Origin of the sequence: Cupriavidus sp. OTU4054 (assembly GCF_038440175.1) — a bacterium.
Taxonomy (GTDB): Bacteria; Pseudomonadota; Gammaproteobacteria; order Burkholderiales; family Burkholderiaceae; genus Cupriavidus; species Cupriavidus pauculus_D.
On sequence record NZ_JASATF010000011.1, the window covers coordinates 128,233 to 154,988 of the forward strand.

At 59.5% G+C, this 26,756-nt stretch carries 26 protein-coding genes; 11 read left to right on the forward strand and 15 right to left on the reverse strand.

The annotated features are described in order from the left end of the window. Positions 1-575 precede the first annotated feature (575 nt). The 4 genes from AAHB16_RS15175 to AAHB16_RS15190 all read left to right on the forward strand — a co-directional run bounded on the left by AAHB16_RS15175 (position 576) and on the right by AAHB16_RS15190 (position 7,532). Positions 576-1,274 (forward strand): competence protein CoiA, encoded by a 699-nt coding sequence (locus tag AAHB16_RS15175; protein WP_342051329.1) that lies wholly within the window; start codon positions 576-578, stop codon positions 1,272-1,274. Positions 1,275-1,525: 251 nt separating this feature from the next. After that, positions 1,526-2,521, forward strand: coding sequence for a hypothetical protein (locus tag AAHB16_RS15180; protein ID WP_342051330.1), 996 nt, complete (start codon positions 1,526-1,528; stop codon positions 2,519-2,521). Between the two features lie 154 nt (positions 2,522-2,675). Continuing rightward, positions 2,676-6,707 (forward strand): NACHT domain-containing protein, encoded by a 4,032-nt coding sequence (locus tag AAHB16_RS15185; protein ID WP_342051331.1) that lies wholly within the window; start codon positions 2,676-2,678, stop codon positions 6,705-6,707. Between the two features lie 231 nt (positions 6,708-6,938). Next, positions 6,939-7,532, forward strand: a complete 594-nt coding sequence (locus tag AAHB16_RS15190) for a glyoxalase superfamily protein (protein WP_342051332.1) — start codon at positions 6,939-6,941, stop codon at positions 7,530-7,532. Between the two features lie 53 nt (positions 7,533-7,585). Here the strand turns inward: AAHB16_RS15190 and AAHB16_RS15195 are convergent, their stop codons facing one another. The 5 genes from AAHB16_RS15195 to AAHB16_RS15215 form a co-directional block, all read right to left on the reverse strand. Next, a complete protein-coding gene (locus AAHB16_RS15195; protein ID WP_342051333.1) occupies positions 7,586-8,413 on the reverse strand; it encodes a hypothetical protein in 828 nt (275 codons plus the stop codon). 454 nt (positions 8,414-8,867) lie between these two features. Next, on the reverse strand, positions 8,868-9,200 hold the full coding sequence (locus tag AAHB16_RS15200; protein ID WP_342051334.1) for a hypothetical protein: 333 nt from the start codon (positions 9,198-9,200) through the stop codon (positions 8,868-8,870). 87 nt (positions 9,201-9,287) lie between these two features. After that, on the reverse strand, positions 9,288-9,602 hold the full coding sequence (locus tag AAHB16_RS15205) for an H-NS histone family protein (RefSeq protein ID WP_342051335.1): 315 nt from the start codon (positions 9,600-9,602) through the stop codon (positions 9,288-9,290). A gap of 13 nt (positions 9,603-9,615) precedes the next feature. After that, complete coding sequence (locus AAHB16_RS15210; protein ID WP_342051336.1) at positions 9,616-10,347, reverse strand: hypothetical protein; 732 nt, start codon at positions 10,345-10,347, stop codon at positions 9,616-9,618. Positions 10,348-10,508: 161 nt separating this feature from the next. Continuing rightward, positions 10,509-10,949, reverse strand: coding sequence for an HU family DNA-binding protein (locus AAHB16_RS15215; protein WP_342051337.1), 441 nt, complete (start codon positions 10,947-10,949; stop codon positions 10,509-10,511). Between the two features lie 181 nt (positions 10,950-11,130). Here AAHB16_RS15215 and AAHB16_RS15220 point away from each other — a divergent pair, with 181 nt between their 5' ends. Continuing rightward, on the forward strand, positions 11,131-12,147 hold the full coding sequence (locus tag AAHB16_RS15220; RefSeq protein ID WP_342051338.1) for a tyrosine-type recombinase/integrase: 1,017 nt from the start codon (positions 11,131-11,133) through the stop codon (positions 12,145-12,147). On the opposite strand, the gene AAHB16_RS15225 is transcribed toward AAHB16_RS15220, so the two are convergent. The 8 genes from AAHB16_RS15225 to AAHB16_RS15260 all read right to left on the reverse strand — a co-directional run bounded on the left by AAHB16_RS15225 (position 12,144) and on the right by AAHB16_RS15260 (position 18,371). Beyond that, positions 12,144-12,665: a hypothetical protein gene (locus tag AAHB16_RS15225; RefSeq protein ID WP_342051339.1), complete on the reverse strand. Its 522-nt coding sequence runs from the start codon at positions 12,663-12,665 to the stop codon at positions 12,144-12,146. The genes AAHB16_RS15220 and AAHB16_RS15225 overlap by 4 nt on opposite strands. A gap of 668 nt (positions 12,666-13,333) precedes the next feature. Then, the gene (locus AAHB16_RS15230) at positions 13,334-14,104 is read right to left on the reverse strand and encodes a DNA/RNA non-specific endonuclease (protein WP_342051340.1); all 771 of its coding nucleotides are present in this window, start codon (positions 14,102-14,104) and stop codon (positions 13,334-13,336) included. A 46-nt stretch (positions 14,105-14,150) separates the two neighbouring features. Then, positions 14,151-14,951 (reverse strand): N-6 DNA methylase, encoded by an 801-nt coding sequence (locus tag AAHB16_RS15235; protein ID WP_342051341.1) that lies wholly within the window; start codon positions 14,949-14,951, stop codon positions 14,151-14,153. Then, positions 14,948-15,361, reverse strand: coding sequence for a hypothetical protein (locus tag AAHB16_RS15240; RefSeq protein WP_342051342.1), 414 nt, complete (start codon positions 15,359-15,361; stop codon positions 14,948-14,950). The genes AAHB16_RS15235 and AAHB16_RS15240 overlap by 4 nt, the downstream gene beginning before the upstream one ends. Before the next feature lie 172 nt (positions 15,362-15,533). Then, complete coding sequence (locus AAHB16_RS15245; RefSeq protein ID WP_342051343.1) at positions 15,534-16,310, reverse strand: methyltransferase; 777 nt, start codon at positions 16,308-16,310, stop codon at positions 15,534-15,536. A 64-nt stretch (positions 16,311-16,374) separates the two neighbouring features. Beyond that, positions 16,375-17,322, reverse strand: a complete 948-nt coding sequence (locus tag AAHB16_RS15250; protein ID WP_342051344.1) for a DNA cytosine methyltransferase — start codon at positions 17,320-17,322, stop codon at positions 16,375-16,377. 93 nt (positions 17,323-17,415) lie between these two features. Next, the gene (locus tag AAHB16_RS15255; RefSeq protein ID WP_342051345.1) at positions 17,416-17,823 is read right to left on the reverse strand and encodes a hypothetical protein; all 408 of its coding nucleotides are present in this window, start codon (positions 17,821-17,823) and stop codon (positions 17,416-17,418) included. 44 nt (positions 17,824-17,867) lie between these two features. Continuing rightward, entirely contained in the window at positions 17,868-18,371 is a 504-nt protein-coding gene (locus tag AAHB16_RS15260) for a hypothetical protein (protein ID WP_342051346.1), read from the reverse strand. A 378-nt stretch (positions 18,372-18,749) separates the two neighbouring features. Between AAHB16_RS15260 and AAHB16_RS15265 the strand changes: the two genes are divergently transcribed. The 6 genes from AAHB16_RS15265 (at position 18,750) to AAHB16_RS15290 (ending at position 24,809) form a co-directional block, all read left to right on the forward strand. Next, positions 18,750-19,280 (forward strand): VRR-NUC domain-containing protein, encoded by a 531-nt coding sequence (locus AAHB16_RS15265; RefSeq protein WP_342051347.1) that lies wholly within the window; start codon positions 18,750-18,752, stop codon positions 19,278-19,280. 482 nt (positions 19,281-19,762) lie between these two features. Next, complete coding sequence (locus tag AAHB16_RS15270) at positions 19,763-20,017, forward strand: hypothetical protein (RefSeq protein ID WP_342051348.1); 255 nt, start codon at positions 19,763-19,765, stop codon at positions 20,015-20,017. 3 nt (positions 20,018-20,020) lie between these two features. After that, a complete protein-coding gene (locus AAHB16_RS15275) occupies positions 20,021-21,085 on the forward strand; it encodes a cupin-like domain-containing protein (protein WP_342051349.1) in 1,065 nt (354 codons plus the stop codon). Further along, entirely contained in the window at positions 21,075-22,085 is a 1,011-nt protein-coding gene (locus AAHB16_RS15280; protein WP_342051350.1) for a cupin-like domain-containing protein, read from the forward strand. The genes AAHB16_RS15275 and AAHB16_RS15280 overlap by 11 nt, the downstream gene beginning before the upstream one ends. A 12-nt stretch (positions 22,086-22,097) precedes the next feature. Further along, entirely contained in the window at positions 22,098-23,603 is a 1,506-nt protein-coding gene (locus tag AAHB16_RS15285; RefSeq protein WP_342051351.1) for a YcaO-like family protein, read from the forward strand. Between the two features lie 9 nt (positions 23,604-23,612). Next, positions 23,613-24,809, forward strand: coding sequence for a JmjC domain-containing protein (locus AAHB16_RS15290; protein ID WP_342051352.1), 1,197 nt, complete (start codon positions 23,613-23,615; stop codon positions 24,807-24,809). A 457-nt stretch (positions 24,810-25,266) separates the two neighbouring features. On the opposite strand, the gene pilM is transcribed toward AAHB16_RS15290, so the two are convergent. Beyond that, on the reverse strand, positions 25,267-25,965 hold the full coding sequence (gene pilM, locus AAHB16_RS15295) for a type IV pilus biogenesis protein PilM (RefSeq protein ID WP_342051353.1): 699 nt from the start codon (positions 25,963-25,965) through the stop codon (positions 25,267-25,269). 4 nt (positions 25,966-25,969) lie between these two features. Beyond that, complete coding sequence (locus tag AAHB16_RS15300; protein ID WP_342051354.1) at positions 25,970-26,755, reverse strand: hypothetical protein; 786 nt, start codon at positions 26,753-26,755, stop codon at positions 25,970-25,972. Position 26,756: the final 1 nt, after the last annotated feature.

The window sequence follows — 26,756 nt, forward strand, 5'->3', positions numbered from 1 at the left end:
TGTGTGGTAGTGACCGAACTGGGTGGGCCGAATGCCTCTGCGCGCTTTCGGTCGCTGGTGGCGTACGGTCAGTTCAAAGGCACGCCACTGGGCACCGATCACATGGACTGGTCAGGGTCGTCGCGGAGAATCGAGGGCGCGCCTCATGACGTGCTGCTGGCGGCCCAACGGGCCAGCTTGATTAACGTTTGCCGGCTCCTCGGCATGCCAGAGACAGCTGCGCTGTTGGGCGACGCGCTACGAACAGAGGCACTCGACATGCAACCGCGTATCGCGCGCGAGATCTCCGAACGCGTTCGCATAATTGCTGGGAGCGGAGGTACTACGGAAGCGTTTGTCGCTCCGTTCACGGAACTCCGCGGTCGTTGGAATGGCCCCCCGGTTGAAGCCTCTGTCTATTGTGACGCGACTGTCTTGATCGGGGCTCTACGGGGTACCTCTCCAGAGCTGCCGGCGGACGCGGGCTGGGTGCAAGAGTTCATAAATGACGAGGGGCGCCCAGCATACCAAGTGCAGGGCCCAGACGGAGTCGGGCTGATCGTTCGTGAGGCGCAGGACAGAAATAGGTCAACGATATGACGCAAAAAGTAAGGACTCGCGACGGTCGTCCGGTGGACGCGACCAGCTTTGCGGAAGCTGAGTGGGAGGAACTGAAGCGAGTGTCGCAACTTGGCGACTTCGTGATGTTTTGCTGCGGGGCGCCGGCGGTGCCCAAGACGAGCATCAACGGACTGCCATTTTTCGCCCACCTGTCGGACGAGTGCACCACAGCGCTTGAGACAAGGTGGCACAGGACCGGTAAAGCGGCAGTGCTGGCCGCTCTGGAAGATATGGGTATAGCGGGCAGCGAGGAGGCTTCCGGAAAATCAACGCTGGGCGATAAGTGGGAGGCCGATGTGCTTTTCTCTGTTCCCGGCCGCACCATCGCGATCGAACTGCAACGTTCCTATCAACATCTGCGCGACTTCACCCGTCGCCAGGAAAGGTACACGGCTTCGGGCATCGACTGCTATTGGCTGCTCCGCAAGGAGACCTTTTTCACTCTGAGCAAGGCTACCTCGCGCCTGCTTATAAAACGCGACTTCGGCAACGTGTTTCCGCAAGGGGGCATCGGAACCGGCATGCTGCCCGAACTGCCGGTGGCGATGCTTGATACCGAGGCCGGGTACCTTGTGCAGTTCGGTGGTTTCAAGACTGCGACGGTGCAGGGCTGGCTGACGGGCATCCTCGACAGAACCTACCAATACCGAGGCGGCTCATGGAACCTGAGTTAGGCAAGCCGGTTAACTCGCACGTAATCACGTGACGACCACGTGTACGCGGGTGGCTCTTGGCCAGGCCTGGCAGGCTATTATTTGCGCGGGCGAGTTCGTTAGCTTCAGTGAGGGGCGGCTTCCGGCCCCATAACGTTGCTTCTGTCCCGCTGTAACCGAAAGCGAGTGTCGATCTGCAGCGGGCGTGCCGGCCATGTTTATGACTACGAAAGGCTTAGCCTTCAGTTGCGCACTAATTTTCCACTATCCTCATGTTTCATCCGCTCGACATACTGAATTGCATATTTGATACGTTTGATCAAGGGCTCCTAAAGGACTTTCAGGGGTTTTTGGCCGGGAAAAAGCACGTTTCGAAATGGATGATTGCAGCCGATTTTTGCATCGACGCGAAGCGCCCTAACACTATATTTGCATTTTCGGTGCTGCCGCATGATGCTGCACCGGAAAGCATCCAAAGAAAAATTGCGAGCTCCCTGCCGAGCGATTGGAAAAGTTCGCGCGACCTTACCGAAGCAGCTACCTCAATACTGAGATCCGACGAGTACTATCATTTTTGTTTTGTACTTGATAGGAAATATAAATATTTTCAAGACGAGAATGGAAATTCCTCTCCCCGCAACGCCAAAAAAGCAATCGAGAAAACCCTATCTTTGATTCGTAAAAAAGCCTCGCAAGAGACCTTGACGAGGGCGTATAAGCTTAGACAAGAATCTCTTAAAAAGAATTTCAGCACAAGTCTTGCTTCTCAAATATGCCTTTTTTCCATTTTTTATTCATTTATAACGCTTGCGCTGTTGAGAGAACGCAAGTCAGAGCTGATAGGTTGGTTTCCGGATCGCGATAAAATAACAGAGTACTGCGATGGTGTCGCTTGGGATTTCTTGAATTACAATGTTGCGGGGATGGCGGAGAAATTAGGTATTTCTATAGCGGGCGTCGAGTTTGGCAATGCTATCCCTGATCCAACCCAAAGGCCGGAAGACGCAATGTGGTTCGATGAAATGATCCGACTGCCGGATTACCTTGCTAGCCCTCTTTCGGTCTTGGACCTGACTAAAAACGAGCTTGTGGTCGACAAGAAAAAATATTCGGATGCACTCAACAATGTGTTTGTGGGCACGCAAAATATCGCGGTTTTTCGACTCCACATTAAGCCGGGTTCAGCTCAAGCCGCGCGACTTTCGATCCAGGCGGCTGACGAGGCTCAGGATGGCTGGGATAACGTGCCTCCGCACAAGAGTCAGTAGCAGCGCGATCCGCCGGTACGTGGTTGGCAGGCCAAGCAGACGGCACCAATGTTGCGTCAGCGTAAAGGTGGGTTCAAGAACGGTCGAGCTGCCGGGCCGACAGCCTCGCCCATAGCAATAGAATGTCGGAATCACGTCATTCAATCCGATCTTCATGACCAGCCCCGGCCTCGTTGCGAAACTCGACCGCCGCATCAGACTCTTGTCACAACAGCCTGGCGAAGGACCGCCCCTTGAGCGCATTAGCCAGTTATCCGCCTTTCCCCACGTTGTGTTGCTCGCCGAACCGGGCATGGGCAAGTCGACCGTGCTGGAGCAACTGTCTACCGAGGTGGGCGGAGAATTCGCCGACGTTCGGTGGTTCATCGATGGCAGCCCCGTGTCGGGCGAGCGGCCCCTCTTCCTGGACAGTCTTGACGAATACCGGTCGGACAGTACCTCCGCCGTCGAAAAGCTCACGGCCAAGCTGATCCAATGCAGGGCGTCACGCTGGTGGTTATCTTGCCGGGCCGTTGACTGGCGCGCCTCTGACCTGACCGTGCTGCAGCGGGCGACGGCCGGGCGCAATATCGTGATCGCCACCCTCGAGCCACTAGACACGAATGAGGCCGACGAGATCATCGCTGCACTGACAGGCCGAAATGCCGCCGAGACACGCGACCGTACCGAGGCTCTCTCCGCCCGCGCTTTTCTGCAGAACCCGCTCTCGTTGTCGCTGCTTATCAAGGCCGGCCTTATCAGCGTGCCGCGGTCCCGCTTCGAGCTCTTCGACGCCGCGACGGAGAAGCTGGCGCATGAGTATGACGAGCGGAGACTCCGCGATCGCTCACCGTTGGAGATCTTGGCCCACGCGGAGAAGCTATGCGCATTGCTTCTGCTGTCGAATCGAGCGGGACTTTGGCACCGGAATCAGCCGATAAGCGCTGCGGCGGGCGGGGCTCGTTATCTCGCGACCAATACGTTGCGGTTGGCCGCGCGCGAAGTGGGCCTCGCGCTCGATACCGCGCTGTTCCAGCGCAACGGCGAAGGCGTCTTCGCGCCAATGCATCGTACGATCGCAGAGTTTCTCGCCGGTCGAGCGCTAGCCGAGGCTGTGTCGGGCGGAAAGAATCAGCCACGGGTCCCGCTCGGCCGAATTCTGGCGCTGATGACCGCCGGTGGGCGGCCGCCCACCGACCTGCGCGGCGTCTACGCTTGGACTGCAGTTCATCTGTCACGCCAGGGATTGTGCGAGGAGGCGCTTCGCCTAATCCGACAAGATCCGGTCTCCGTGTTGGTGTATGGCGACGCCGCAGTATTGTCTCCGGACGAGCGGCACGAGCTATGGCGGCGCCTGGATCAGGACGATCCGTGGTTCCTGGCGAACCAAGACGGCGATACAGCCGTCGGCGGCTTAGCGGGCAGCGACCTTGCGACGGAATTTGAACGGGAGCTTCGTTATCCCGACGGGGTGACACATCGATTCTTTGCCGTAACCGAGGCGCTGCGCTACGGACCGCCCGTTGCCGGGCTGCGCCCGATTCTGCTAGACATTGCGCTGGACGATGGACGTGTCGATCACGAACGACAGCGCGCGGCTGAGGCATGGCTGGCGGGCGAGGTGGACCCCGAGGCCGGTCGCCTCACGCTGTTTCGCACCTGTTCGGCTTTACCCAAGTCTGACGGCAACACCCTCTTCCGCATACGCATAGCCGGCCAATTGGCGCCCGATGCCTTGAGCGATGCGGAGCTGGAACAGCTACTTGTTGACTATGCTCAGACACAGGAAGGAACAGTATCCGGCCGGCTCTGGACGATCTCGCGCAAGCTAGAACACAGTAATCGTCCCACCTTGCTGGAACGCAACTGGCACGGTGAGCTCAAGAGACAAAATTTCAGAGGACCGACCCATGAGATCCGCAGGCTGCTCGACCAAGTACTCGCAAACGCCCTAAAGGCGTCGCCAGCTCCCGATGCCACGAGCGTGGAGAGATGGCTCGCCAACATTCGCCCCTATCCCTCGGAAAGTGCCCCCGATTCCGTTCGCACGGCTTTGCAGACGTGGCTGTCGGCGGATGCCCAGCGGCAGATCGAATTTCTGGCAGCCATCGCGGAGGCCGACAAGCGCGGCTCGGGAGCCTGGCCCGTGTCGGTTTTCTGTTTCCGGACGGGGCTCTTGCCCTCGATCGAAGTCGCGTTCGCGCTACTCGACCCGGACAGCAGTATCACTCGCCGACTTGGGATCGATCAGTGTCGTGCAATGGCTGTAGACCTATCCATGCTTAAGGGCGTCAATCCCGCGATCCTGCCCATGGTGCTTGCATGGGTCAAGGCGCAGGGCCCGACAGCCGATCGTGATGCGACTATCGAGTTGTTGGAGAACGGCCGACCAAAGAGTGCGGTCGAGATCGAGCACGAAATGTATGAGGCGAAATTTGCAGCTGAGAGAGCTCGACATGTCCGTAAGGTTGTGAGCCAGTTTAGGCGCAATGCTAAGGCGCTCGAGGACGGATCGGCTCTTGCACTACTGGCCTTGGCCGCTCAGTACCGATTTGGCAATGACCTTGAGGGAACCTCGATCGAGCCCGGATTTGATCGCGTCATCGAGCTGATGGGCAATGACCTGGCCATTGCCGTGGGAAAAGGATGGCGGAAGGTCGCAGCGACCTTGGCGCTTGATGCTGAAGAACTTGGCCGCCTCGAGGCAACGCTGCAGACCAATCACGCGGAGCTGTCTGTGCTCGCCGGCGTCGATCAACTGCTTGCAGCGGACGCAGGTGCTAGTCTGGACTTGCCCCTGTCCGCGGCCATTGTGGCTATCAAATCGAGCCATGCTTGGGCCGCGAACGACCCCATGGCTTCCCAGCGTTTGTTGCGCTGGGGGCTGGATCATTTGACGAGTGCCGGCTCAGATGGATCTGCGGCGCTGTCGGCGTTCTGGACGAGCGCCCTGAGTCATGGAGCAAAGTCCTCGCTCTCCGGTTCGTGGGTACTGCACGAGGCTGCCGATCAAGGGCGGTTTGCCGCCGAAGCGTTGTGTGAGGTACTGAGCAAATTTCCAGGAATGCATTGCGATGCGCTGAGCCAGCTGCTCCAAACGGCAGCGGCGATACTGTCACGCAACCAATTGCTTGCCCTAGCCCATACAGCGCTAGAATCGGAATCGATAGGCAAGGAAAATCAGGACCTATGGGTGTGCGTCGCGTTCGCGCACGACCCAAACGCCTACCGCGAAAGGTTTGGAGTTGCGTTCAGTGGCCGCCCCGGTAACTTGAGCGATCACTACAACCTGATAACCCGGTTAAGCGAAGGTTATTCTACGCAGCGTATCCTCATTGCTAAAGGGGTGCTAGAGGCCTGCGCTCGCGGCGAACGCGACATCTATCCGGGCGGCAACGCAGCGCGGGCCTGCCTAGACTTTATCCAGAACAACGCCGATCCGCTGGCACGGACCGCGCTGGAACTGCTGGCGGCAAATCCATCGCTCGGCGACTCCTGGCGGGATGACTTTCGTCACGCGTTGGCGAACCAAAAGCGGCAGGCCCGAGACCGCGCTTTCGAGCCGCCGGAGCCGGCAGCGATTGAAGACGCGCTGTCGGGCGGTGCACCGGTCAACCCGGCCGACCTCTTTGCCGTGGTGGTTGAACAACTCCGCTATATTCAGGCCGGAATCCAAAGCGACCCACTGAATGGATGGGACAGCTACTGGAGCGAAAAGCCCAGGACGCCTAAGACAGAGAATCGTTGCCGCGACGCCCTGGCTAGAGAACTGCGGACGCGGTTAAAACACTTCGGTATTGACGTCCCGTTACAGCCCGAAGCGCAGCGGGCTGCGGAAACACGCGCCGACCTGCTTTTCATCTCCAACAAAGGATGGAACCTCCCGCTCGAGGCAAAGCGCCATTGGCATAAGGACGTGTGGAAGGCGGCATCTACCCAGCTACAGGGTTACTCGGCGGATGTGGGTGCGGATCGGTTTGGAATCTATGTCGTCTTCTGGTTTGGCTCCTACAAGCCTGTTACAGCACGGGGCGGTCGACGCAAGCCGACCACCGCTTCTGAGATGGAACAGATGCTTCGTTCCGACCTGCCGGAGAATCTGACGTCGAGGACAGAAATCGTTGTCCTCGATGTGTCAGATCCGCGAGCCGGCCGACGCGTCGCGTCAAGGCACAAGGCCAGCGCAAAGAAGAAGGCCTTGACGTAGCGATGACGCCCGGCCGGGATGGCAGCGGCGAGATTTGGGCGCCCGCTCGTCCTTGGTTACGAACACGATGCCCGTCGGGCTCGCCGCGATCGCCGCGGCTACTGGCTGTGCCATAATCGCAGTGACGGCGATTGCCTGCGCCGGCCGCCCACGAGGCAAATCCGTTTCGACGGGAAGGCGTTTCCCTTAGGATCTTCGCGCTGGAACGACTAGTGGGCTGTCGATTCTCGCGTGGAGACCATCATGCCCTTGGCCCCAACGGCGACGCTCATCGCCCGTATTAAACGCAAGGCGAAGCAACTCGCCGCCTCCGGCGAAATCTCCCATTCTGAAGCTCTGGAACGACTGGCAGTCGCGGCCGGCTATCAGGACTGGCACGCCCTGCTCCGTGCGCAACCTGCAACAGTGCGAGAGGTGGAGCCGAGCGTTGCCACGTTGCCATTGGACCCGCCGCTGCGTCCTGATTTCGACAGCACTCCCAATGACGAGCGGGACGAGGCTGAGATTGTCGCCTGGTGGGATCGACCCTATGCACAGACGCGGCGGGATGGTTCGCTCGAGGTCCGATGCCTCGATGGCGGCGCGTGGGATCGGTCAACCTGGTATGGCGTTGCTCCCGACATGGCCGCTGCGGTCAAACTGGCCAACGAGAAGCTGGCTTGGTGGCGAAAGGCGCGAGCTCGGCCAGTGACGATGTTTGATGGGGATACGATCAGCATCGTCCGCATGCCGTCGCGCCCCCGGGAAGATCATCAGGTCTTGGCGCAGGTGCCCGACGCTAGCGCCGCGGGAGACTGGTCGCGGGCGCACGGCTACACGGACTAGGCTCGATCAGACGTTGCGCATGCTCATGACTTGCGCAACGTCATGAGCAGATACTAGTCGCTCCCCCGTATGAGTGAGATCGCTTCGGAATACCGTTTCGCGAACAGGTCCGGCGTATTCTGTTTGAGCCGTTGAACTACTCTACGGTGCTCTTCCTCGCTCGTTTCAAATTCCGCGACGCCATATCGCAATGCTATGTCACTCAGGGATGCTTTCCCCCATGCGTCTTGCCCTGCTCCGTCAGAGTCCAGCACGATGCTGTGAAAGTAGCCGCGCTCGCTCACCTGTGTTCCTTGCCATCCTGGCAAGAACCTCTTGGCGAGCAGTGCAGTTGGCTGTAACCCCGCATGATCGCGCATTGCCTCCGCAAAGATTGCGCACAATCCGAAGCTGAAGCGGGCGGCATGATGCGCAGCTATCCCGGAAAGATTTCGTGAGGGGATGCGCGCAAGAAAGGTAGGGTGACGCTCGATTTCTGCAAGCGCCTTGGTGACCCCTTTTTCGTCGGGCTGGTAACGCAAAGGCAATTCCGCGAAACGTTCCTCGGCATAGAACCGAGTCAGTACTCCACCGTTATTGAATCCGCGGTCGCGTGCTTGCCTTCTGACGATCCGTTCGGCGAAGTCGAAAATCGACATCACTCCGCGTGGATCGAAGATCAAATCTGCGTTGTCGGCCACGTATACACGAAGCGGGCGAAAGTTAGTCTCTTCGCAGTCGTCGGAGGGGCGCTGAGACGATGTGGACCACCAGTCAACATGTAGCAACCAGCCGGTGCGCCGTGCGAGAGCGACAGCAAAATCGACGCAATCGCGGCTTTCCCATTCTTCGATTAAATTGCGCGCGAACGCATCCTGTTGCTTCGACTTAGCTTGACCCATGTAAATTCCTAGGAATACCACACGTCGACGCGCTGGAGCGTGTCAGTAAAGACAAATCTACCACACGGTCTGAACGTAACCGACGGCATTGGGTCCATAGAGAAAATCGGTACTCGGGTCGGGGCTATCGTCGGTGGTAGCGTCCAGTTGCGATGCTACTCAGGTATGGCGCGAAGGAACTTCGTGCTCGAACTTTAGGCAGGCGGACTTGGTAAATGGACTCGCTCAAAGGCTGCCTTGGGGTCAGTTGCCGCCAGATCCGCCAACTCAGGCGCAAGAGCATGCAGGACATTCCACGCTTGCGCGACGGCCTTATGGCTCTCACGGAAATACTGGATCGACACGAGCTCAGCTAGCGCTGCATGCAGCCGCTCCTCCGTCAGCGTTGGGACTTGGGCTCGCGGAACATACTCTACGCCGTCGATAAAAACGTTTGGCATGATCCCCATTGCGACTAGATGCTGATCTCGCACTTACCGGCAGCTGGCACAGGTGAGGCAAGTGTCGAAATCAGCGTGTAACCCGGATACTGGCGCTTGGCGGACGCGATGAGCTTCGACAGCGCTTCAGCCTCGGAGGCGGCTGCAATGATCGCGTGGATGGGTTTGATCGTGTCATTGGTGCCGTCTAGGCGCAAAACGCCAGTCACCATGAACCTTGCTGGCTGCGTCACTTGCCAGCCGATCTGCTGATTCGTGTAACCGCCGGCCAAGGCAGGCGTGGTCGCCAGTACCAAGGCAGTGGCAATCGTGGCCAACCGGCCTTTCAGGTGCATAGTCGTCTTCATGATATCCAGCAGCTTTCCGATGCTGGATATCTAAACACAGACGGCGGGTAGTCACGCAAGTGCAGCGCGATCGGCCGCCCCTCGTGGTCAGCTGATCAGGAAGCGGTCCCGATTCTTGCCGAGCCATGTCGGCGCGCGGCCGCGTCCCGACCAGGTCTTTCCGGTTTTTGGGTCTTGATACATTGGTGGGAGGGAGCTTCCGGTCTTCTGTTTTGCTTGGCCTGACCCTAGCGGACGTCCCCTGCGCTTCGGGCCCTTGAGATCATCTGTGCTGATGCCATACGCCTCCATCAGCTCCTGGATTTGAGCGATCACCGTAGGCAGTTCAGCGGCCCGCGTTTCCGCGATCTGCTGGTTGAGCAGCTCCCGCTGGGCAAGTAGGTCCTTGTATGTCGATGCCATGTTCGCCCCTACTTTATTCGTCATGTTTAGAATTGGAGTGTAGTTCTTGCGTGCTCAATGGTGGAAGCCGCCTGAAAGTTTCGTAGGCCGTCGCATTGCTATAGTCCGCCAGCGGATCAACTAGCTCGCCCTGATTTCCCGCAATCCGAACCAATTCCTCAAGCACCTTTTGCTCGTTCTCGCCGAAGAAGGCCCCAAGCTCTTCGTCCGTGAACGTTTGAGGCCGTTCCTCTCTGTTGTAACGCCTTTCATAGCGACGAGGTTCATTCAAGAGCCTCTTTCGAGAAGCCCAGTCGTAGAACTTCAAGTTCCACATGAATCGCTCATTGATGATCCGCCCTGCAGTGTTGCGAAAAAGTTCGTGAGTGCGCTTTGCCAGTCGCTCAGACGCGCCTGTACCAAACTCTGGTGTAGCCTCTCTTGCCACACCGTAGTGTTTGATAATTGCGGCTGCCGTTTCGACGGCCGTTGCCACCACCTCCACGAGATTGAGGCCTCCCTGCTTTTCGATGGCATCCGCAAGACTGGAGAAGTGGGCGTTCACAAAATTCGCCATTCTCTTTAGGTCGATGCTCGGCATACCGTCCTCGACAAAGCCTGAGAACGCTTCGACACTAGTCTTTAGATCTCGAACTCGATCATCAAGCTCAGATCGTGCCTCTACCCTAGCGAATACGACGGTGGTATTAACGGCGATATTGATCTCAACCCTAGAATAGCTAGGGTGCTGGATATTGCGGCTCACTTAACCTCCTCGCGCGCTTCAACCTTCAACTTTCGGCGAATCCTATCGAAACTTGAGCTTCGCTTCAAAGGGGAAGCTTGATCAGATCGAGGACTCAGCGGGCAACGGAACGGGGAGCCAGCCAGTGTTGGCCGCTCCCGTCAACACAGCGGCTTAGAGGATCAGGCTGCAGCGTCTTTGAGCTTCTTCAGGGCGCGCACCTTGACCTTCACAGAGGCCGGCTTGGCCGCGAACCACTGCTCTTGACCTGTGAAGGGGTTCTTGCCGAAGCGCTTCTTTGTGGCCGGAACTTGGATCGCAGTCACCTTCAGCAGACCCGGCAGCGTGAATTCGCCGGCGCCTTTCTTATGCAGCGCGCTGACAATCGTGTTCTCGAGGTGGGCCAGCACGGCTTTCACCGTCTTGGCTTCGAGCTGGGTTTGCGCAACCAGGTGAGCCGCCAGGCTCGACTTGTTGAACGTTTCCTTCAGCGGCTTGGCCACCGGCGCCGCGGCGGCGGTCTTCGGTGCTGGCTTCGCAGCGGACTTCACTGCAGCCTTTTTGGCCGCGGGCTTAACAGCCGGCTTCGCAGCGGCCTTAGCAGTCGTCTTTCTTGTTGCCATCGTTTAGTAGCTCACAGGTTGACGTGCCAACGCGCTGGCGATTTGCTTGCGCGCGACACTACGTGTGATATTGCCATGTCGATGCCTATTTTCAAGGGGTTTTTCGCATATCTCTACGTTCTAATGGGGTATTCTGAATGCATTCGAAGCTCTAGACGAGATCGGTAATCGGAGTATCCCCATGAAGGCCACCAGTCAGCCTCGCGACACGCAGCAAGCCTCTCTCTTTGGAAGTACCTTTGCCGAGTGGAAGAAGGATGCTGATCGCGCGTTCGACCACTGGCTGGCCCGCCGCGGGGTGAGCGAGAGCAGCGCGAAGGTCTACGGCTTCATGTGGCACAAGTGGATGCGCTGGACTCGCGAGCGCAAGCTCCCTATCACTGCCTGGGAGGCACACCATATTGCCGCGTTCTTGGACGAGTCGGCCCTGCACAAGAATCACCGGTATCGGTACGCACGGCTAATTGAGCGGGTGTTTCAGCACCTTGCGACGCTGCGCCCGGGTATGCACAACCCGGCAAGCGTCGCTGTACGTCAGAAGCTTGCGGACGGAGAGAACGCGCCAACGACGTTCCTAGCCGAGAGCGAGCGGATCGCCATCGAGCAGTGTCTGACGAACGTGCCGGCTCTTCCCCGGAACATTGCGGTCAATGGGCCCGAATGGCGTCTCTATCGTGACATGGCGTTGCTCGCCCTCTTCTATGGCGCGGGCATTAAGGTCGCTCAGGCCAAGGTACTCAAGCGAGATGCTGTATCGGGTTCGGCGCAGACCATAGTTGTACCGCAGAAGATGGGAAAGCGCGTCTATCAAACCCGGGTTGAGCTTCTCGAAGTCGCCCGGCCCGCCGTGCGTGCTTGGGCTCGATTGCTCGTGCGCGTAAGCATACCCGGTGACTGGCTCTTTACGAGTGATCTGGCCGGCCGTGCTATGCACGCTGCGTCGATGTTCCGACGCGTGACCGCGCAGCTCGAGGCGTTGGGCATTGCTGACGGCAGGGCTAGCCGTCTTTCGCCGCAGACGCTTCGGAATACCTACGCCGCGATACGGTTCGACCGTGGGGACTCGCTTGAGGAGGTCGCCGGCGCGCTAGGCTTTGTTGATGAGGCATCGCCCTATCGGCTGCATCGTGGATATGTCGCGTGGAAGGATGGCCAGGCGGCCGTGGTCGAGCAAACTGCCGCGAGTACCGTGGCCTAGCCTGAGGCAGTGACGATTTCAGGGATTGGCACGCCGGCCGCCGTGTAGCGGGCCCAAACATCGCTCCAGGGGTACTCAACTTGGGGCGCCGGCATACTGCAGGCGAATTGCCTGTTTAGACCTCGGTGCTCAAGTGCCGATACGTGCGCCACGAACGTGGTCGACTCTACGACTTTCCGTGCCTGCTCAACAGCATCAGCCAGGATCGTCGACGTTACCTGGTTCAAGAGCGCCCACATGATGCTGGCGATCGGGATAGCGTGCTCGAGGTGGACGGCGCCGCCATCCCGCATAGCTTGGCGGGCGGCAGGCGTTGATGGGATTTCGCCGTACAGGCCCTCCTCCAACATTCGACGATGGTAGTTGCGCAAAAAGAAGTTCAAACCCAGCTGACAGTCGTTCTGAGTGCCAACACCGCTACGCCACAGCACGATCCCGCTCGCCAGATGGGCAAGAATGCCCGCGCGTGTAAGGCCTTGGCGGGATTTTCCATAGTCGACCTTGGTCGTTTCTCTCATGGCAGCCGTGATGGGAGGGAGTTGTCAATTATCTCGCAGAATGCGGTGGCATCGCCCCCCGGGCTTGCAAGCAGGGGAAGTAAGGTTTTGCTTCATGTTGGCCGTTAGTTGCATCACATTTTCCTCGATGCGCAGCTGTTTGCAGAAAACAAAGGGGGCTATGTCGAAACACCCCAGTTGGGCGCCGCCGTATCTTCTAAAGGCTTAGAAGACTAATCGAACGTCCTCCGGGACGCGATACGTAGTCCCGCAGCCATCACACATATGCTCGCCGCCTCGCGGATCCTTGAGCCAACCTTCCTGCGGACTATCGCAGTTCGGGCAGTCGATCGAGCACATGGAAACTCGAATAGCCGTGGCCACCGGGAAAACTTCGAGTTGCGTCTTGCGATCACTCATGGCGCTGATCCGTTCGACGGCTGCCGGCCGGTGCGGGACACACTGAGGTGTCGGGTAAAGGATCGAGAGCGCCCAGGCCCCCGGCGTTGCCCCCGCGGCCGCCGTGACTCCCTATGCGCGCACGCATTGGCTGGGCGAGATCTACAGGCCCACTTTTCGCACATATGGCGCTCTCGCTTGAAAGCTCTTTAGGAAGAGCTTTCAAGCGAGCGGCGAAACGTCGTAATGCCGGCGTTGGGAGACCCCGGGCATCTGTTCGTGGTCCGATGTCAGTCCCACCGGGGACGCGGCAACTTCATCGGTCGGATGGATGCGGCATCCGGGAAAAAGCGAATACGCGCGAGCTGCTCGAGTTCTAGGATCGACACCTCACGCGGACGTTTGAAGTCCTCGTTCTCCAGCACGTAAGCTCCGCCGGCATTCGACGCTGGATCGTAGACAACCTTGTAGATGTGGGACGGGACAGCGACGCGCCGCTTTAGCCAGCGGATTGGCTTACCCTCCTCCGCAATGAACAGTGGCCCTGTGATCACGAAGACCTGTCGGTGACGGGCAAGAGCGCGCACCGCCTTCTCGATCGCCGCCCACGCATTTCGATTGCCGTCCGCGCTCTGCGGCACGATATTGGAGAGAGCGAACGTTTCGAAATCGGAGTGAGGATTGCTAGCGTCCGCGCTGGGCGTTAGGTGGCCACGATCAAGGCCACTGCCCTTATAGTCTTCAAGGGTCGCCCGCCAACCTGACGGAATCCGCTTTTCCTCGTAGAAGACGTCGTAGCGCGGAAAATCCCGCGGCAGGGAGAATCGACCTGGGCTCAGGTTTTCGGCGGACCAGAGCGGGGTGCGAGTGAGGCTGGAATAGCGCACGCCAAACTGAGCGGAGCAGAGCTCGACCGTATCTTTGGCCAGCTTGTCGTGCAAGATCTCGGGCCCAAACCCCGAGGCGTAGTTATCGGGACAGTTGGTAGCGGCGCCCCACGCTGCCAGAGGCGCGGCCAGCATGACGGCCGCGAGTACGCTCTTCATCTTGACGGTCAGCATCAGATCATTAATTTAGTGTGGATATAAATTGTACTTCGAAATATATTCACGCGGCTTTGACGGCGTTGCGATCCGAGAATGACGGTCCTGGTAGCTCGCGCATCGGCTCCTTTGCAGACACCGGGAAGCGCCGCGCCCAGCCGTCCATGATGTAGGCCGGCGTGTACCAAGTGGAGAATGTTTCAAGGGTCAGGCTGTTGCCGCAGATCAGCACCGCAGGGATGTGGAGCAGGGCCATTTGGATATAGGCCATATGGACGGCAGTCGGACTCAAGTCCACCCCTACGGCAACCATCTGTCGTTGGTAATTCAAACCTGCTTCAGCCATCACCGCAGCCGCCTGGATCAACATTGCTCCCCCACCCATGGCTGGCTCGTGAATGGAAATGAAGCCGTGGTCCGCGATATGCGCCTCCATGGATTCTCGGTCAAACGTCAGCGCGGCGACGAGCATGCTGACTTCGGTGGGCGTGAAGTACTGGCCCATGGCGTTGTTTCCGAGGTCGAGGGCCATATAGATCTCGCCTAGTACATCAGCGAAGTGGATCGGTACTCCACCGGGTCCGACGTGCGCCTCGAAAGCTAACGGCAACCGCGAGAAGGCGCCAACCAGGGCCTTGAACTCCTCCCGCGTGTAACGCCCGACGATCCGCAGATATTCAGCTTCGCGCACCGCGTGGCCCCGTCGGTCGATCTGGGCGAATGTGATGGCCCCCAAGGCCACGAAATCGGACCACACCTCCGAGACTGGTCGGTGGCGTGCCGCTTCTCGAAGCAGGCCCACAATCTCTAACTGAATCGAGCCTGCGCTGCCGCGCTTGACCGCTCGCAAATGACGTTGCTTCATGCAGCCCTCCAAGTAGTGCGCCCATCTTCGATATGTCGACGAAGCATCGGCGCAGCGACGCCATTCAGCAGCGCTGACCAACCACTGAAGGTGTATGCGGGCGCGCTGGTTGTGCCGATTTGATGGATAAACAACGTGCCGTCTCCAGCCTCCTCAATCTCCCAAGAGTCGATCCAAGGCTCGCGCGGCTGCTGCATCAGGCTGCAGTCCTGGCACGAGCCGGCAGAGGTGCAGGCGTAGTAGGCGGTCGGTTCCCCAAAGCGGCCCATGCCACGAAGCGTGTCTAGGGCCGCTTGCCGGTATTTTGGGCGCAGCAGACACCTCTCGATCGGCTCCATCGAGATGATGGCTAGGCGGTTCCAGCCTTTGCCGTCGTGGCCGGCCGGCTGACGATTGAGGCCCGGGCTCACGCGATAGCATGGACCCGATGTCGATGAACCTGAATTTGGCGTCTCACTGCGCACTGTGCTTCCTCGTTAAGGATCTGATGAGGTCAGGCTACAGAGCGACGCGGGAATGACGCAAATTTGATATGCAGTCCGCAATGTTGGACGCCCCGCGCTCTGTCGCGACGCTCGCACGTCAGGCGATCGCGGGGATCGTGGCGATAACCGTGTTGACCATAGTCCCAGACGACTTAAACGAGCCTTCCCCGAGCACTTCGATCGATCCTAGGCGGGCGTTGACCAGGTCGCGGAAGTCTTCTGCAACGCGGTTGGATCGGAAGGTCACGCCGGCGGACATCACGGACACGAGGCGACCGCGAGGGGCAAGAAAACCCAGTGCGTGATTGACGTGTCGAATGTCCGCCTGCTTCTCAAACGGCGGATTCATGACGATTCGATCGTATCGAGGCTCCGACGGCATCTCGAGGAAATCGCCGTGCCATACGGACCGAGCGAACCCGGCCTCGCGAAGTGCCTTCACATTCGACTCCAGCAGTTCTACGCAGTCGACGGTGCAAATCTCAGCGGCCGGTTTGGCAATGTTTCCGGTGCCTGCTTCAGGCTCCAACATGGTCATGCCGGGTTTGAGCTGAGCAACGTCGAGGAGACGACCTACGACCGTCGGCGGCGTCGGGAAGAAGCCGAAGTCCTGCGGCACGACGATTTCGCCGGTGAGAAGGATCTGATCGACTGCTCCCGCCGCGTCACAATCGAACAAGTGGGCTTGTGCTTTGCGGTTCCACTTCCCACCAGCAGCGTCTAGAACCTTGTTCACCCGCTTGTAGAGCGATGGTTCAAGCTGCTGCGTAAGCTTCAGTGCGTTGCCCTCGATCGTGGCCCCGTCCAACGCTGCCATTACGTCCATTGCGACCTTCACTTGCTTCCCCTTCTGATTTGAGATGAAGAACATCATGCAAAATCAGGTGGGGTACCCCGCAAGTCTCGGGTTCTATTCGCTACGCTGAATCACCCCTTGACTAGACCTGCGCACGCGCGGCCACGAGGATGTCTGTCGCGACGACCGGGCTCACCATATTGCCGAGCAATCGCATTGCGTCGCGCTTGGTTGTCGGAAGAAGGTAGTCCTCCCTGAGGCCCATGACCGCCTTGGCCTCCGGAATCTGCAGCATGCGCATTCGCTGGCCATCGATCACAGCCCAGCGGTCCACCGTCGTTAGAGTCCCAATGGGTCGGTCTAGACTTCGTCCCGTCTCCCCGCTGCCGCTGCCGTAATACGGCGCAACGAAACGCGAACCATGGCGCATACGTCCGGCGGCGATTCGGCGCAGCGTTGCGGCACTGCGCCGCGGAGTATTGATCGGTGTCCACGGATGACCGTCCCATTGGATGACCGAGCCGATGCCGACATGGTCGCGCCGCGGCAACCGCAATTGAATCGGGCGCTTGGAGCGGGTGCATACCAGGAACAGTCTTACGCGATGCTGCGGCACGCCGTGGTCAGCGGCATCCACGATGTGAGGGGACACGCTGTACCCAAGCCGGCGCATGGCGTCTTCCCAAGCGGGATACAGGATCCACTTCAAGAAATCCGGCACGTTCTCGACGACCACCAAGTCTTCATGATGATGCTCTGCGCAACTGACTACGGCCCACGCAGTGCTGCGCTGGCTGTCGTGGTGCGGCCTGTCCTTGCCGCGCGCGCGGGAATGCCCTTGACAGCACGGCGATGCCAGCAGGACGTCGTGGCGAGGCACCTCCGTCCAGTTTGCTTGGTGCAGGTCCTGGCAGATGTGCAGGGCATCCGGATGATTGCGCTCGTGGAACTGCACGGCTTGCGGATTATGGTTGCCGCACCAGATCACGTTCACGCCAGCGTTGTGCGCGCCTTCGGTGAACCCGCCAGCGCCGGCGAAGAGATCAACGGCCGTGAGTTGTCCTGCCATGCTCGGCATCGTCGTGGTCATCGGGTATTCCTTTTTGAAGAGTGGTCGAACGTACTTATTCGGTGCAGTGCGCGGCAGCTATGCCACCTGCGGTGCCCGTGACGTCGTGTCTGGTTAGTGCAGCATTGCGACCGCCTCGACGCCGGCGGCGGCGAGGTAGCGACTGGTTGACGCGGCATCGACTTCCACGCTTACCATCGTGCGCGTCCCCTCGGCGGAGAGATCGCCGAAGCGGCGCAGCGCTTCCAGCAGCGCTGCGTTCGCCCGGAAGCTCAACAATTGCACCTCGCGCTCGGTGAACCCGCCCGCCAAGGCCATCGCGTTGAGCGAGGCTTCCGACTTTGCGTGCGCCAGCATCGCGTCGACCGGCCGGGTGGCACAGGTCATACCCTGCATGGCCTTTATCCAGATCATCGACAAGGCATGGCCGCTCTCCGTCCAACCCCGCTTTGCGTTCAGCAGGCTCTCGATGAACTGGGTCGCCCGGTCGTTGATGAAGGAGTTGTCGTCGCTGGAGATCATGAATTAATAACGTGTGTATAAAATAGAAACCTAGCGCCCTACCCTCAGGATTTGGCATCGCCTTGCAGTTTGCGCAGCGCGCGTCGCAGCATTTGCTCAGTCTGGGCGACCGCCTCACCGGAGTTGACGAGCGTGCCGGGATACCGCAGCACGGTCCAACCGATCTCAGCCGCCAGGTTGTACTTGCGCGCGTCTTCGATAAATCCACGGGCCTGGGTGTGGCGGCCGCCATTCCAAATTCCGCCTTCGAGCTCGACGGCGATCAGAAGGCTCGGCCAGGCGAAGTCGAACCGATAGAGTCGCGGGAGAGCAAAGCGGTGCTCTGTCTGCCAGCGAAAGACTGGCTGAGGCTCACGGCCAAAGGTCGCGCGCAGCTGTTGCTCGAATACGGCCTCGAGGTAGCTGCCCTCGGCTCCGAGGGAGTCGCCGCGCGCCGTCGAGCCCTTTACGCGCCGGTTGCGATCGCCGGCCCGTTTCGTGATGTCTCGCTCGACTCGATCGGCAGTTTGTGGCGAGAGCCGTCTCAGCTCTTTAAGTGTCAGTCTCATGCTATTCCTGCGCATTTCGCGATCCGCAAGTTGGCGCAGTGCGTACTTTGATACTGGACAGGCTACAGATCGAAGGGGGGAACCCCGCAAGTTGGACTTACTTGGAGCGGGTGTCGCGCTATGCTTCGTGATCCGCCGCGCCGATCGCGAGCGGCATCGAATTCGTTCACTCCGAACAACACCTCGTCAATCAACAGAATGCCGACTTCGCTCGAACGTACCGCTATCAAAGCTGGATTCCGCTACACCGCGCTTCGGATCGAGCGTTCAGAATCAGATTGGATTTGCCCACTGAGTCGGCGGGTAGGCAGTGTTGAGGCCGCTGCCTTATCTCACTTCGCTGCTGATGGTTGGCGTGGACACGCGGGAGAAGGTGGCTTGATTCTCAACCTCATCAAGGCGGCTTCATTTCACGATTTGCCGCTAAGGAGTCGAGCCACCTACGTCGAGGCGATCTATTCGCAAAACGTCGCGTTCGCCAAAGACCGCTTTGACACTGCAGATCTTCTTGCCGCCGTAGAAAAGGCTGACGCAGAGCGGATCAAGCGCAATTTCTCAGTCCTCACATCGACGACGCCGGCCGTCGTCGAGGAGGACGGGATGGTGCTTAGCAGCAGAACGACCTCAATGCTCGATTTGTTCCCCGGCCTCGAGGCGTGGATGTTCGACGAACTGTTTGCTCTTGCCGGAGTAGGGCTTTTGCACCGAATTGCTAGTATCTTTGCCACCAACCCGTACGAGTATCGGCGCGGCTGGCCAGACCTGACGATTTGGCGCGGGAACGAGATCCGCTTTGTCGAAATCAAGGCCCCAGGCGACAAGGTCCAAGCTAGCCAGCGTCGCCTAATCACGGAACTGGGACAACCTGCAGGCCTTGACTTCTGGATCGCCGAAGTAATCCCGACATAGGAGGGCCGCTGCGACAGCTGCCGGACAGCGAACGCGATCCGCCGCCGCGTGGCCCCGACCGCTTCTGGACGGGTTCGACCGAGCTGTTCGACTTTCTGGAGGCCATCGGGGCGCAATTGCGATAGCGGTCTGCCCAAATGTGGCGCGCATGGACTTGCGTGATGCGCAGAATGCACTGGCGCGCTGCCAGCCGCCTTCGAGCACTTCAACTAGGTGCATTCCGCCATTCTTCACTGAAATGCGTTCGCCTCGGGAGTCAGGCGGTAAAGGCTGCAGGGGTTGACCAGACGCTTCGTTGCGAATAGGCCGGGGCGGGAATACAGGGGCAAGAGCAACCGCATGATTTACCGAACAGCCCGCAGTCATCGCTACACACAGCGACTTCATATGGTAGAGAAGACATTGACGACCGCATTTGAACCTTGACAGGGGTGATGCGATTGGCTAGACATTGTTACTGTCCTAGAAAACAGGAGTGCGCAATGGAAAGCAAGCCTTCAGCCAGTGGCAGTGACATCGAGATCACCGACGGCAAAGGTGTCTTACGAGCGATTCGCGTCCTGCCGAATGTGCCCGACGAGGACGTGAAGAAGGTGCGAAGCGCACTGTGCGGGTACGACCCCGCGGTCCACACACCTGGACAGGTCATGGACAAGCTGAAGGAGCTGCCGGACATTACCGCAGACGACTTGGCAAGGGCGCGCGTCGCGCTGTGTCTCTGGGACCCCGAGCGTTAGACGGTGGCGGTCGAGCTCGATCTACTAGCACGCTCTGTCGCTGAGGGGATCGACCCAGGGCTTAGCCGCGAGGGGATCCTCCAGCTACTTCTCACGCAATCGCCCGAAACTGAAGTTGAGGCCTGGTACCTCAGCGTGATAGATGGCAAGGTGCGCTATGGCCCGGGGGTTCACCCCAACCGCACTGCTCAGATGGTCGTCCGAAACGGCGACCTGGAAAGACTCCGCCGGGGCGCATTGAGCCTGAGGGACCCGCAAGTAACAGCCTTGTTGGGGTTGAAAGGCGACTTAGCCTTCATGCACGAACTGGTGACAGCGTGCAGCAGACCCGACACCCGAACAATCGAAGATTTTGCGCGCGCCGAGTCTCATTCGCAGTCACGCAAAGTCGAATTGGCGCGTGCAACTGGAATCAGCCGCGAACGGTTCGCGAGGGTCCTTGCGGAGCGGGTGCCGTGCGTGATTTCCGGCGCGCTCGGCTGGAATGCCATTGAGTGGACTCTCGGGGACTTGCGCGACCGATACGGTCATCTTCCGTTTCGCCCGGGGCCGGACGGTGGAGAAAGGCTCGAACATCTCGTCGACAGGATGCTGCGCGGCGACGTTGTCTATTCATGTGGGTGCGCAGTGCCGGATGGGATGCGCAACGAATTCCGATTCCCGTTCCTGGAAGAGCGAGAGCTTGCGCCTATGCAATTGTGGATCGGTTCCGCCAGCAACGATCCGGTAACGCCGCTTCATCGCGATGCTCGGCCGGTTCTCCTAGCGCAAGTGCTGGGACGCAAGAAGCTGCTTGTCTATCCGCCGCACGCAGCCAAGCAGTTGTATCCGCGCCGCGCGCATGACAAGTACTACCAGCCCTGTTGGGTCGATGTCTCTTACCCGGACCTTGAACGATTTCCTCGCTTCGCGGACGCAACCCCGTTGGAAATCGTCTTGCATCCAGGGGAGATCCTGCATCTTCCAATCGGCTGGTTCCATTGTGTCTATGCGCTCGATCCGGTGGTTTCGGTCAGCACCATCATCGTGAGGGATACCGAGTGGGACTGGGTGATCAATGCTTGCTGAAGAAATTGTCGAGGCTGTGGCAAATGCAGTACGAGGCGGCTTGGAGCTGGGCCTGTCCCCGGAAGGCATCCTGCAGATGCGCGTGGTCGGGTCCGATCGCGTCTGCGAAGCGTTCCTGAGCGTTAGCCATGGCGAAGCCAAGACCGGCGTCGGCAGCAGCCCGAAAGCAAGCAGCCTTGTCTCCCTCGATGCGGAGCTTGCCCGCGCGTTCAGCAGCGGTCGGCTCGAGCTGCGGGATGAGAGCGTGCGCAGCCGCTTGCAGTTGCGCGGCGACTGGGCGTTCGTTGTGGCCCTTGTCAGCGCATGTACCCGCCCTAGCAGCCACACGAAGCGCGTCTTCACGGAGGCAGCGGAAAAGGCAAAGGCGCAGACCTGCTTCATGCGCGAGGATTTGGGGCCGCCGAGCGAAGCTGTGGTGCGCGATTGCATCCAGGCGGGACGCCCGCTCGTTGCCAAGTGGTGGCCGGCCCTTGCACACTGGAACCTTGAAACACTCGCAACCTCGTATGGTCATTGCATGCTCGACATCGGAGTGAGCCTTGGCGCGGTGATTGCACGCATTTCAGCTGGCGAGGCCGTTTACACGCACGGCTGCAAGGCACCCGACGGTCTTGCAGCTAAAGTGCAGGGGGACTTCTATGGGCGCGGGCGATGGGGCATCCCTCAGCTCTGGATGGGAAGCCGAAGCTCGCGCCTGGTAACAGGGCTCCACCGCGAAGTTTCGTCGGCATTTCTCGTCCAAGTCATCGGCCGGAAGAAGCTGCTCCTGTACAGACCTGACCAGCATTTGTTCGTCTATGCACGGCGAGCCCACGGGAGCCTTCAGCAGTGCTGGGTCGACCCAGATGAACCAGACCACGCCAGATTTCCCCTGTTCTCGAAAGCCGAGCCACTCGAGATCACGCTGGCACCGGGCGAAGCGCTGCTAATTCCCCCGGCATGGTTTCATTGTGCGTATGCGCTGGACGACGTACTGTCTATCGGCACCGCCATTCACTGAAGGTGATGCGTCATGTGGCGACTGGCGCCTTGGGTCGAAACGCTCGTTCAAGGCTGCGAACTCCGACTGCGGGGGCGTGGAATCGAAGTCGCTCTCGAATTGGACAGCCCACACCTGTCGGTTGAACTCGCAAGGGCTTTGGGACAAGGACTGCAGATTGAAGACGCGTTGCGCACCATTGCCCTGCTCGGGAGGGAGAGAGACGCGATACGTATGACCTTGGCCGCACATGGCCTAATTGAGAGCAGCCAGGAGCGCAAAGCATTCATCAAGCCGCCGCTCTCGCACCTTTACGCGAACCTGCAAGCACTTCTGCACATGGACCATGGCTTGCTCTGGTCGGCGCACGCGTCCGCGATGCGGTTGTCTGTACATTCACTCTGGGGCCGGCGCGGCGTGTCCAGCGGCGAGTGTGCGGCCGCGGGCTTGCACTTCGGCACCTGTCTGTCGTCACCCCTCACCGAAAAGGGAACCCAAGCCCGCGGGGAATCGGCCCAGGACTCGCAACTGAGCGCCATCACCGTCGCCATGATGGAGGCACTAGAACGCATCTTCACTATCTACCGTCCACCATCCTGCGCGCTGGAGTCTGTTCCGCGCAGGAGCATCAAAGCACCGTCACTGAGCCCGGAGGTTCTCCAGAACTCCGGAAGCTTCGACGATGACACTGGGCTTGATTGGGTGGTCGCAACGCGCTTGAGTGATGGGGCAGAATCTTTCGTGCCACTGTGCAGCGTAACAACGACGAGCAATGGCGCTGCATCTCACAGTTCATTTGCAGATGCCGCCCTGAACGGCATTATTGAAATAGTCGAGAGGGACAGTCTTTTGTATTGCTGGCTCACCCGCCGCTCGCCAGCGATCATCGCGGACACAGACAAAGTGATTGCGCGCGTCCCCCTTGCTGCGAGCCTGCGGCGCTTGGGATTCCGGATTACTCTCTTGGATGGCGACGCCGGACTTGGCATACCGGTGTTGCTCGGAATCTTCGAGGATGATCACAACCCGGCGGTCTTCATGTTGAATGCTGCAAGCGGCGCGACGCTCGACGAAGCGCTAAGCAAGCTCTGCCGCGAGTTCGTCATGGTGATGCGCGACTATTTCGAGAGCGGGGAAATGCCTGCTCCAACTGTGCAATTCGGGGAGGACTCGCGCTCTCTGCGGTCGCCACACGAGCACTTTGATTACTACCAGACAGATGCACGCACCGTGGCCACCTCATTCCTGACGGCCTCCAGTGTCCGTCGCACTGAAAGCGAATTAGACTGGCAGCTTCCGGGCAGTGATGAACACCGCCTCGAATCGGTCGTACAGCATCTGGCAAGAAACGGCGTCGAGGTATTCGCTGTGGACTGCTCATCGAAACCGCTGCGCGAGCTCGGCATCGAGGTGGTCAAAATCTTGGCGCCCGGGACGATCCCCATGTACTTCGACGAAAGGCATCGGCCTGTTTCCGTGCCGCGTCTGCGAACGCAAGACAGCACGCCATTGAACCCCTGGCCACATCCCTACGGTTAGCGAGAGGCAATGATCAGAACGCTTTTTGCAGGAGAAGATGCGGCGCGCATCCGCGACTGTCTGGTCCGTGGCGAGCCCATGGCCGCTCACGGTGAACTGTCTCGTCTGCAGGGACTTCTTGCTCTTACGAAGTCGCCTCCGCTCGACGTTCTAGCGGCGGCTGGCTCCGGCAACCGCGTCATCGCTTATGCACGGGGAGCCGATGGACGAGCGAGACTGGACAGAATCGATGCGGCTACCGTGGCGTTGGCCTACGCAGAAGGTTCGACTATCACCGCTGAAGACTTTGACTCATTCTATCTGGATCCCGGCTTCGGCACTTTTCTGGACGAAGTCCGCGTGAGCACGGGTGCGGCCAAGGTGGCTTCGGTGTACGTCGCTTCGCCGCGGGGAGAGGCACTTCCGCTGCATTTCGACAGCGTCGACGTAATCGTCGTCCAACTGCAGGGGGTAAAGCGCTGGCGTTTGGCAGCCAATGTCGACGTTCAATCGCCTGACGTGAGCTACTTCCCCGGCGTGGGCCTCGCAACCGAACGCGATGCCCGTCCCTTCGCGGAGGCGCCTAGCTACTTTCCCGCGCTCTGGACCCACGGCTGCAACGAGTCCACAATCGACATGTCCCCAGGATCCGTTCTCTTCGTACCCCGAGGGCACTGGCACCAGACGACATGCCTGCAGGAATCGGTCTCTCTGACGCTCAGACTGCGAAACATCCATACCCAAGACCTGGTAAACGAGGTCTGGAACCAAGTCGTGAAGCAAGGCATGACCGCCCGGGTAGAGATGCGGTCGGCGCTCTGGGACATATACGCAAATGCCGAAGCGGCCGAAGCCTACGTTGGCAGCGCTCTCGACTTCCTTAAGTCAATGGTGGCCGGCCTGGACGAGGGCGCCGCAAAGCGAGCTGTGCTAGGTTGCAAGTGGCGCAGGCCCCGAGGAGTCACCGGCAGCCTGCATTCAACGGACCGTGGCTTCGTGCTGTGCGTTAATTCCGGAACCTTCGGGCGCAAAATCCTGATCCCTCCCAAGCTGGTCGATTTCGTTCGCTGGCTGCTTGAGCAGGAGACGATCTATGACGTGCAACTGCGACACGCCTGCGAATCGTTCCTCCAATACCGTGGCACTCCGATCGCGCCGGAAGTATTCCCTGCCCTCGTCGATGTGGGTCTGCTCGAAGCATGTGATGCTGTTGAAAGCTTGCGCTAAAGGCAACGTATTGGGCTTGGCAAGAGCGGCTCATCTCGCCTGTCAGCAACGCGATAAGATCGCCACTTGGCAGCTTTCAGTTGCGTATTGTGGGTAATCGTACTTTCGGTACGAGTTAACGACTTCTCGAGCGTCATCGATGATGTCCTCCGGAATCTCCTGCCGGAGTTCGGACCCTTGACGAGTCTGCGGCCGAGCGCTGCGACGAACGTATCGGTGGCGCGTGGGGGAAGACCCTTAGATATTACCTTTGCCCCCCGGTCTGGGTCTGCGCCTGGCTATATTGGTTTCCGCGCGCGCGGGCAATTCAGACATGCCATGTCGGTACGGCCGCAACATCTCCGGTGCGTCTCTGCAAGTAGGGTGAATCCTATCAGCACAAGATTCACGCCGGACTATTCAGAACGCCCATTGGGAGAGTTCAGTTCCCGACCAAGCCCTATAGGTAATGGCCATGCTATGTTGTCGAGCAGGCCGCATAGGCAGGTCCAACCCCCGCCGGCGCGTCTTGCCAGTTGGTCATGCTACCGTCTTCGTATTGGAACTGCTCCTGCACCACGGGCCCATTAGTCCAGATACCAGTAGGCGAGTTGCCGTACCGCTGCTGGCAGCTGACCGTTCTAATGAATCGAGGTAGACTTGTAGCCGCATCGATGTAGATCACCGACGCCCCGTTGGGAATCCCGGGCGGCAAGGTCACGGCCGCTGGCGCGCCGCTGCTGGTGACGATGAGTTGTCCCCCTTGCGCAATGCCCACCGTCCCTCGGGAGCTCATCTTTTTCTGCAGTTCTGCCCGAACACCAGGGATGAGCGCGGAGTTGACCCCGCTAGGCGTATAGAACAGAAATACCTCCCCATTGCGCAGGTAGGCCTGGACGTCAGGACGGCGTTTGAACCAAGGCGTTTGGATCGCCGAATCAGGCATGAACTGCTGCGCTGGCCCGCTGAAGACTCGGAAATTGGCATAGTTCACCAGGTTCGCACCTGACGGCGTGAGCACATAATTTACGAGCGCCCCCCGGTAGTTCTGGATATTGACGATCACTGCGCCCACGTCGAGATCGGCAGCTTGGTCGTCACGGTCGGACGCGTTCGTTGAAACGAAGTATCCGAACCACATGAACAATGCCAATGTGATGGCAAACCCAATGGGCATGGCGCTAATCCTTGTTAGTTGACTGGGTTCTTCGCTGCAAATCCGCAGCCATGCGGTAGACCCCCAGCATAGTCGCTGGCATCGTCTCACCACGCTGCGCGGCGGCCTGCAGCTGCTCGAGCGCAGCGCGTAGCTCGCGCACGTTACTATGGGGGTCTCCAGGTTTGGCACTACTCACCTTGGCGTTGAGATCGACTATTCGAACCGCGCCCCCCCAGTTTCGATTGGTGGCAAAGTAGCTCAAGGCGACCAGGTCGGCCATACGCTCAGATGCTCGCGCGTCGCTGAAAACTGTCCCTACCCTGCCCCCACTGCGTCGGCTTTGATGCCAATCCATGCAATGGCCAAACTCGTGGGCAGCCAAGTAATGGAGAGCTTCCACATAGTCAAACGCCCCGGACCGCACATAGCCATCCAGCAATTCACTTCGACTCGAATCGTAGAAGATCACGCACGTCGGCAGTTCAGTACTATCGCTGACCCCTCCGACAGCGCGCGCGACCTTCATCTGATCAAAGGCCTGCATAGCAAGAAGCTCATCGGCGCTATGATTTGTCGTCGCTTGAAGGAAGCCGCGCACGACCGCATCGCCGGTGTCAAAGGTGAGTACTTGTAGTGGAGCGGCGGCCTCCCGGCTGTAGCTGGCCAGCATCTGCCCGACAACGACGCCAAGATCCCTAAGAAAGGTCTGCGACGGCGCGGCTTGAGCCATCCCCGGTGTGAGGACGCTGACGCCGGCGGCGAGCCACGGAAGAAGTGCGCGCCAGGCGCGCGCGGCGATTGATATCACC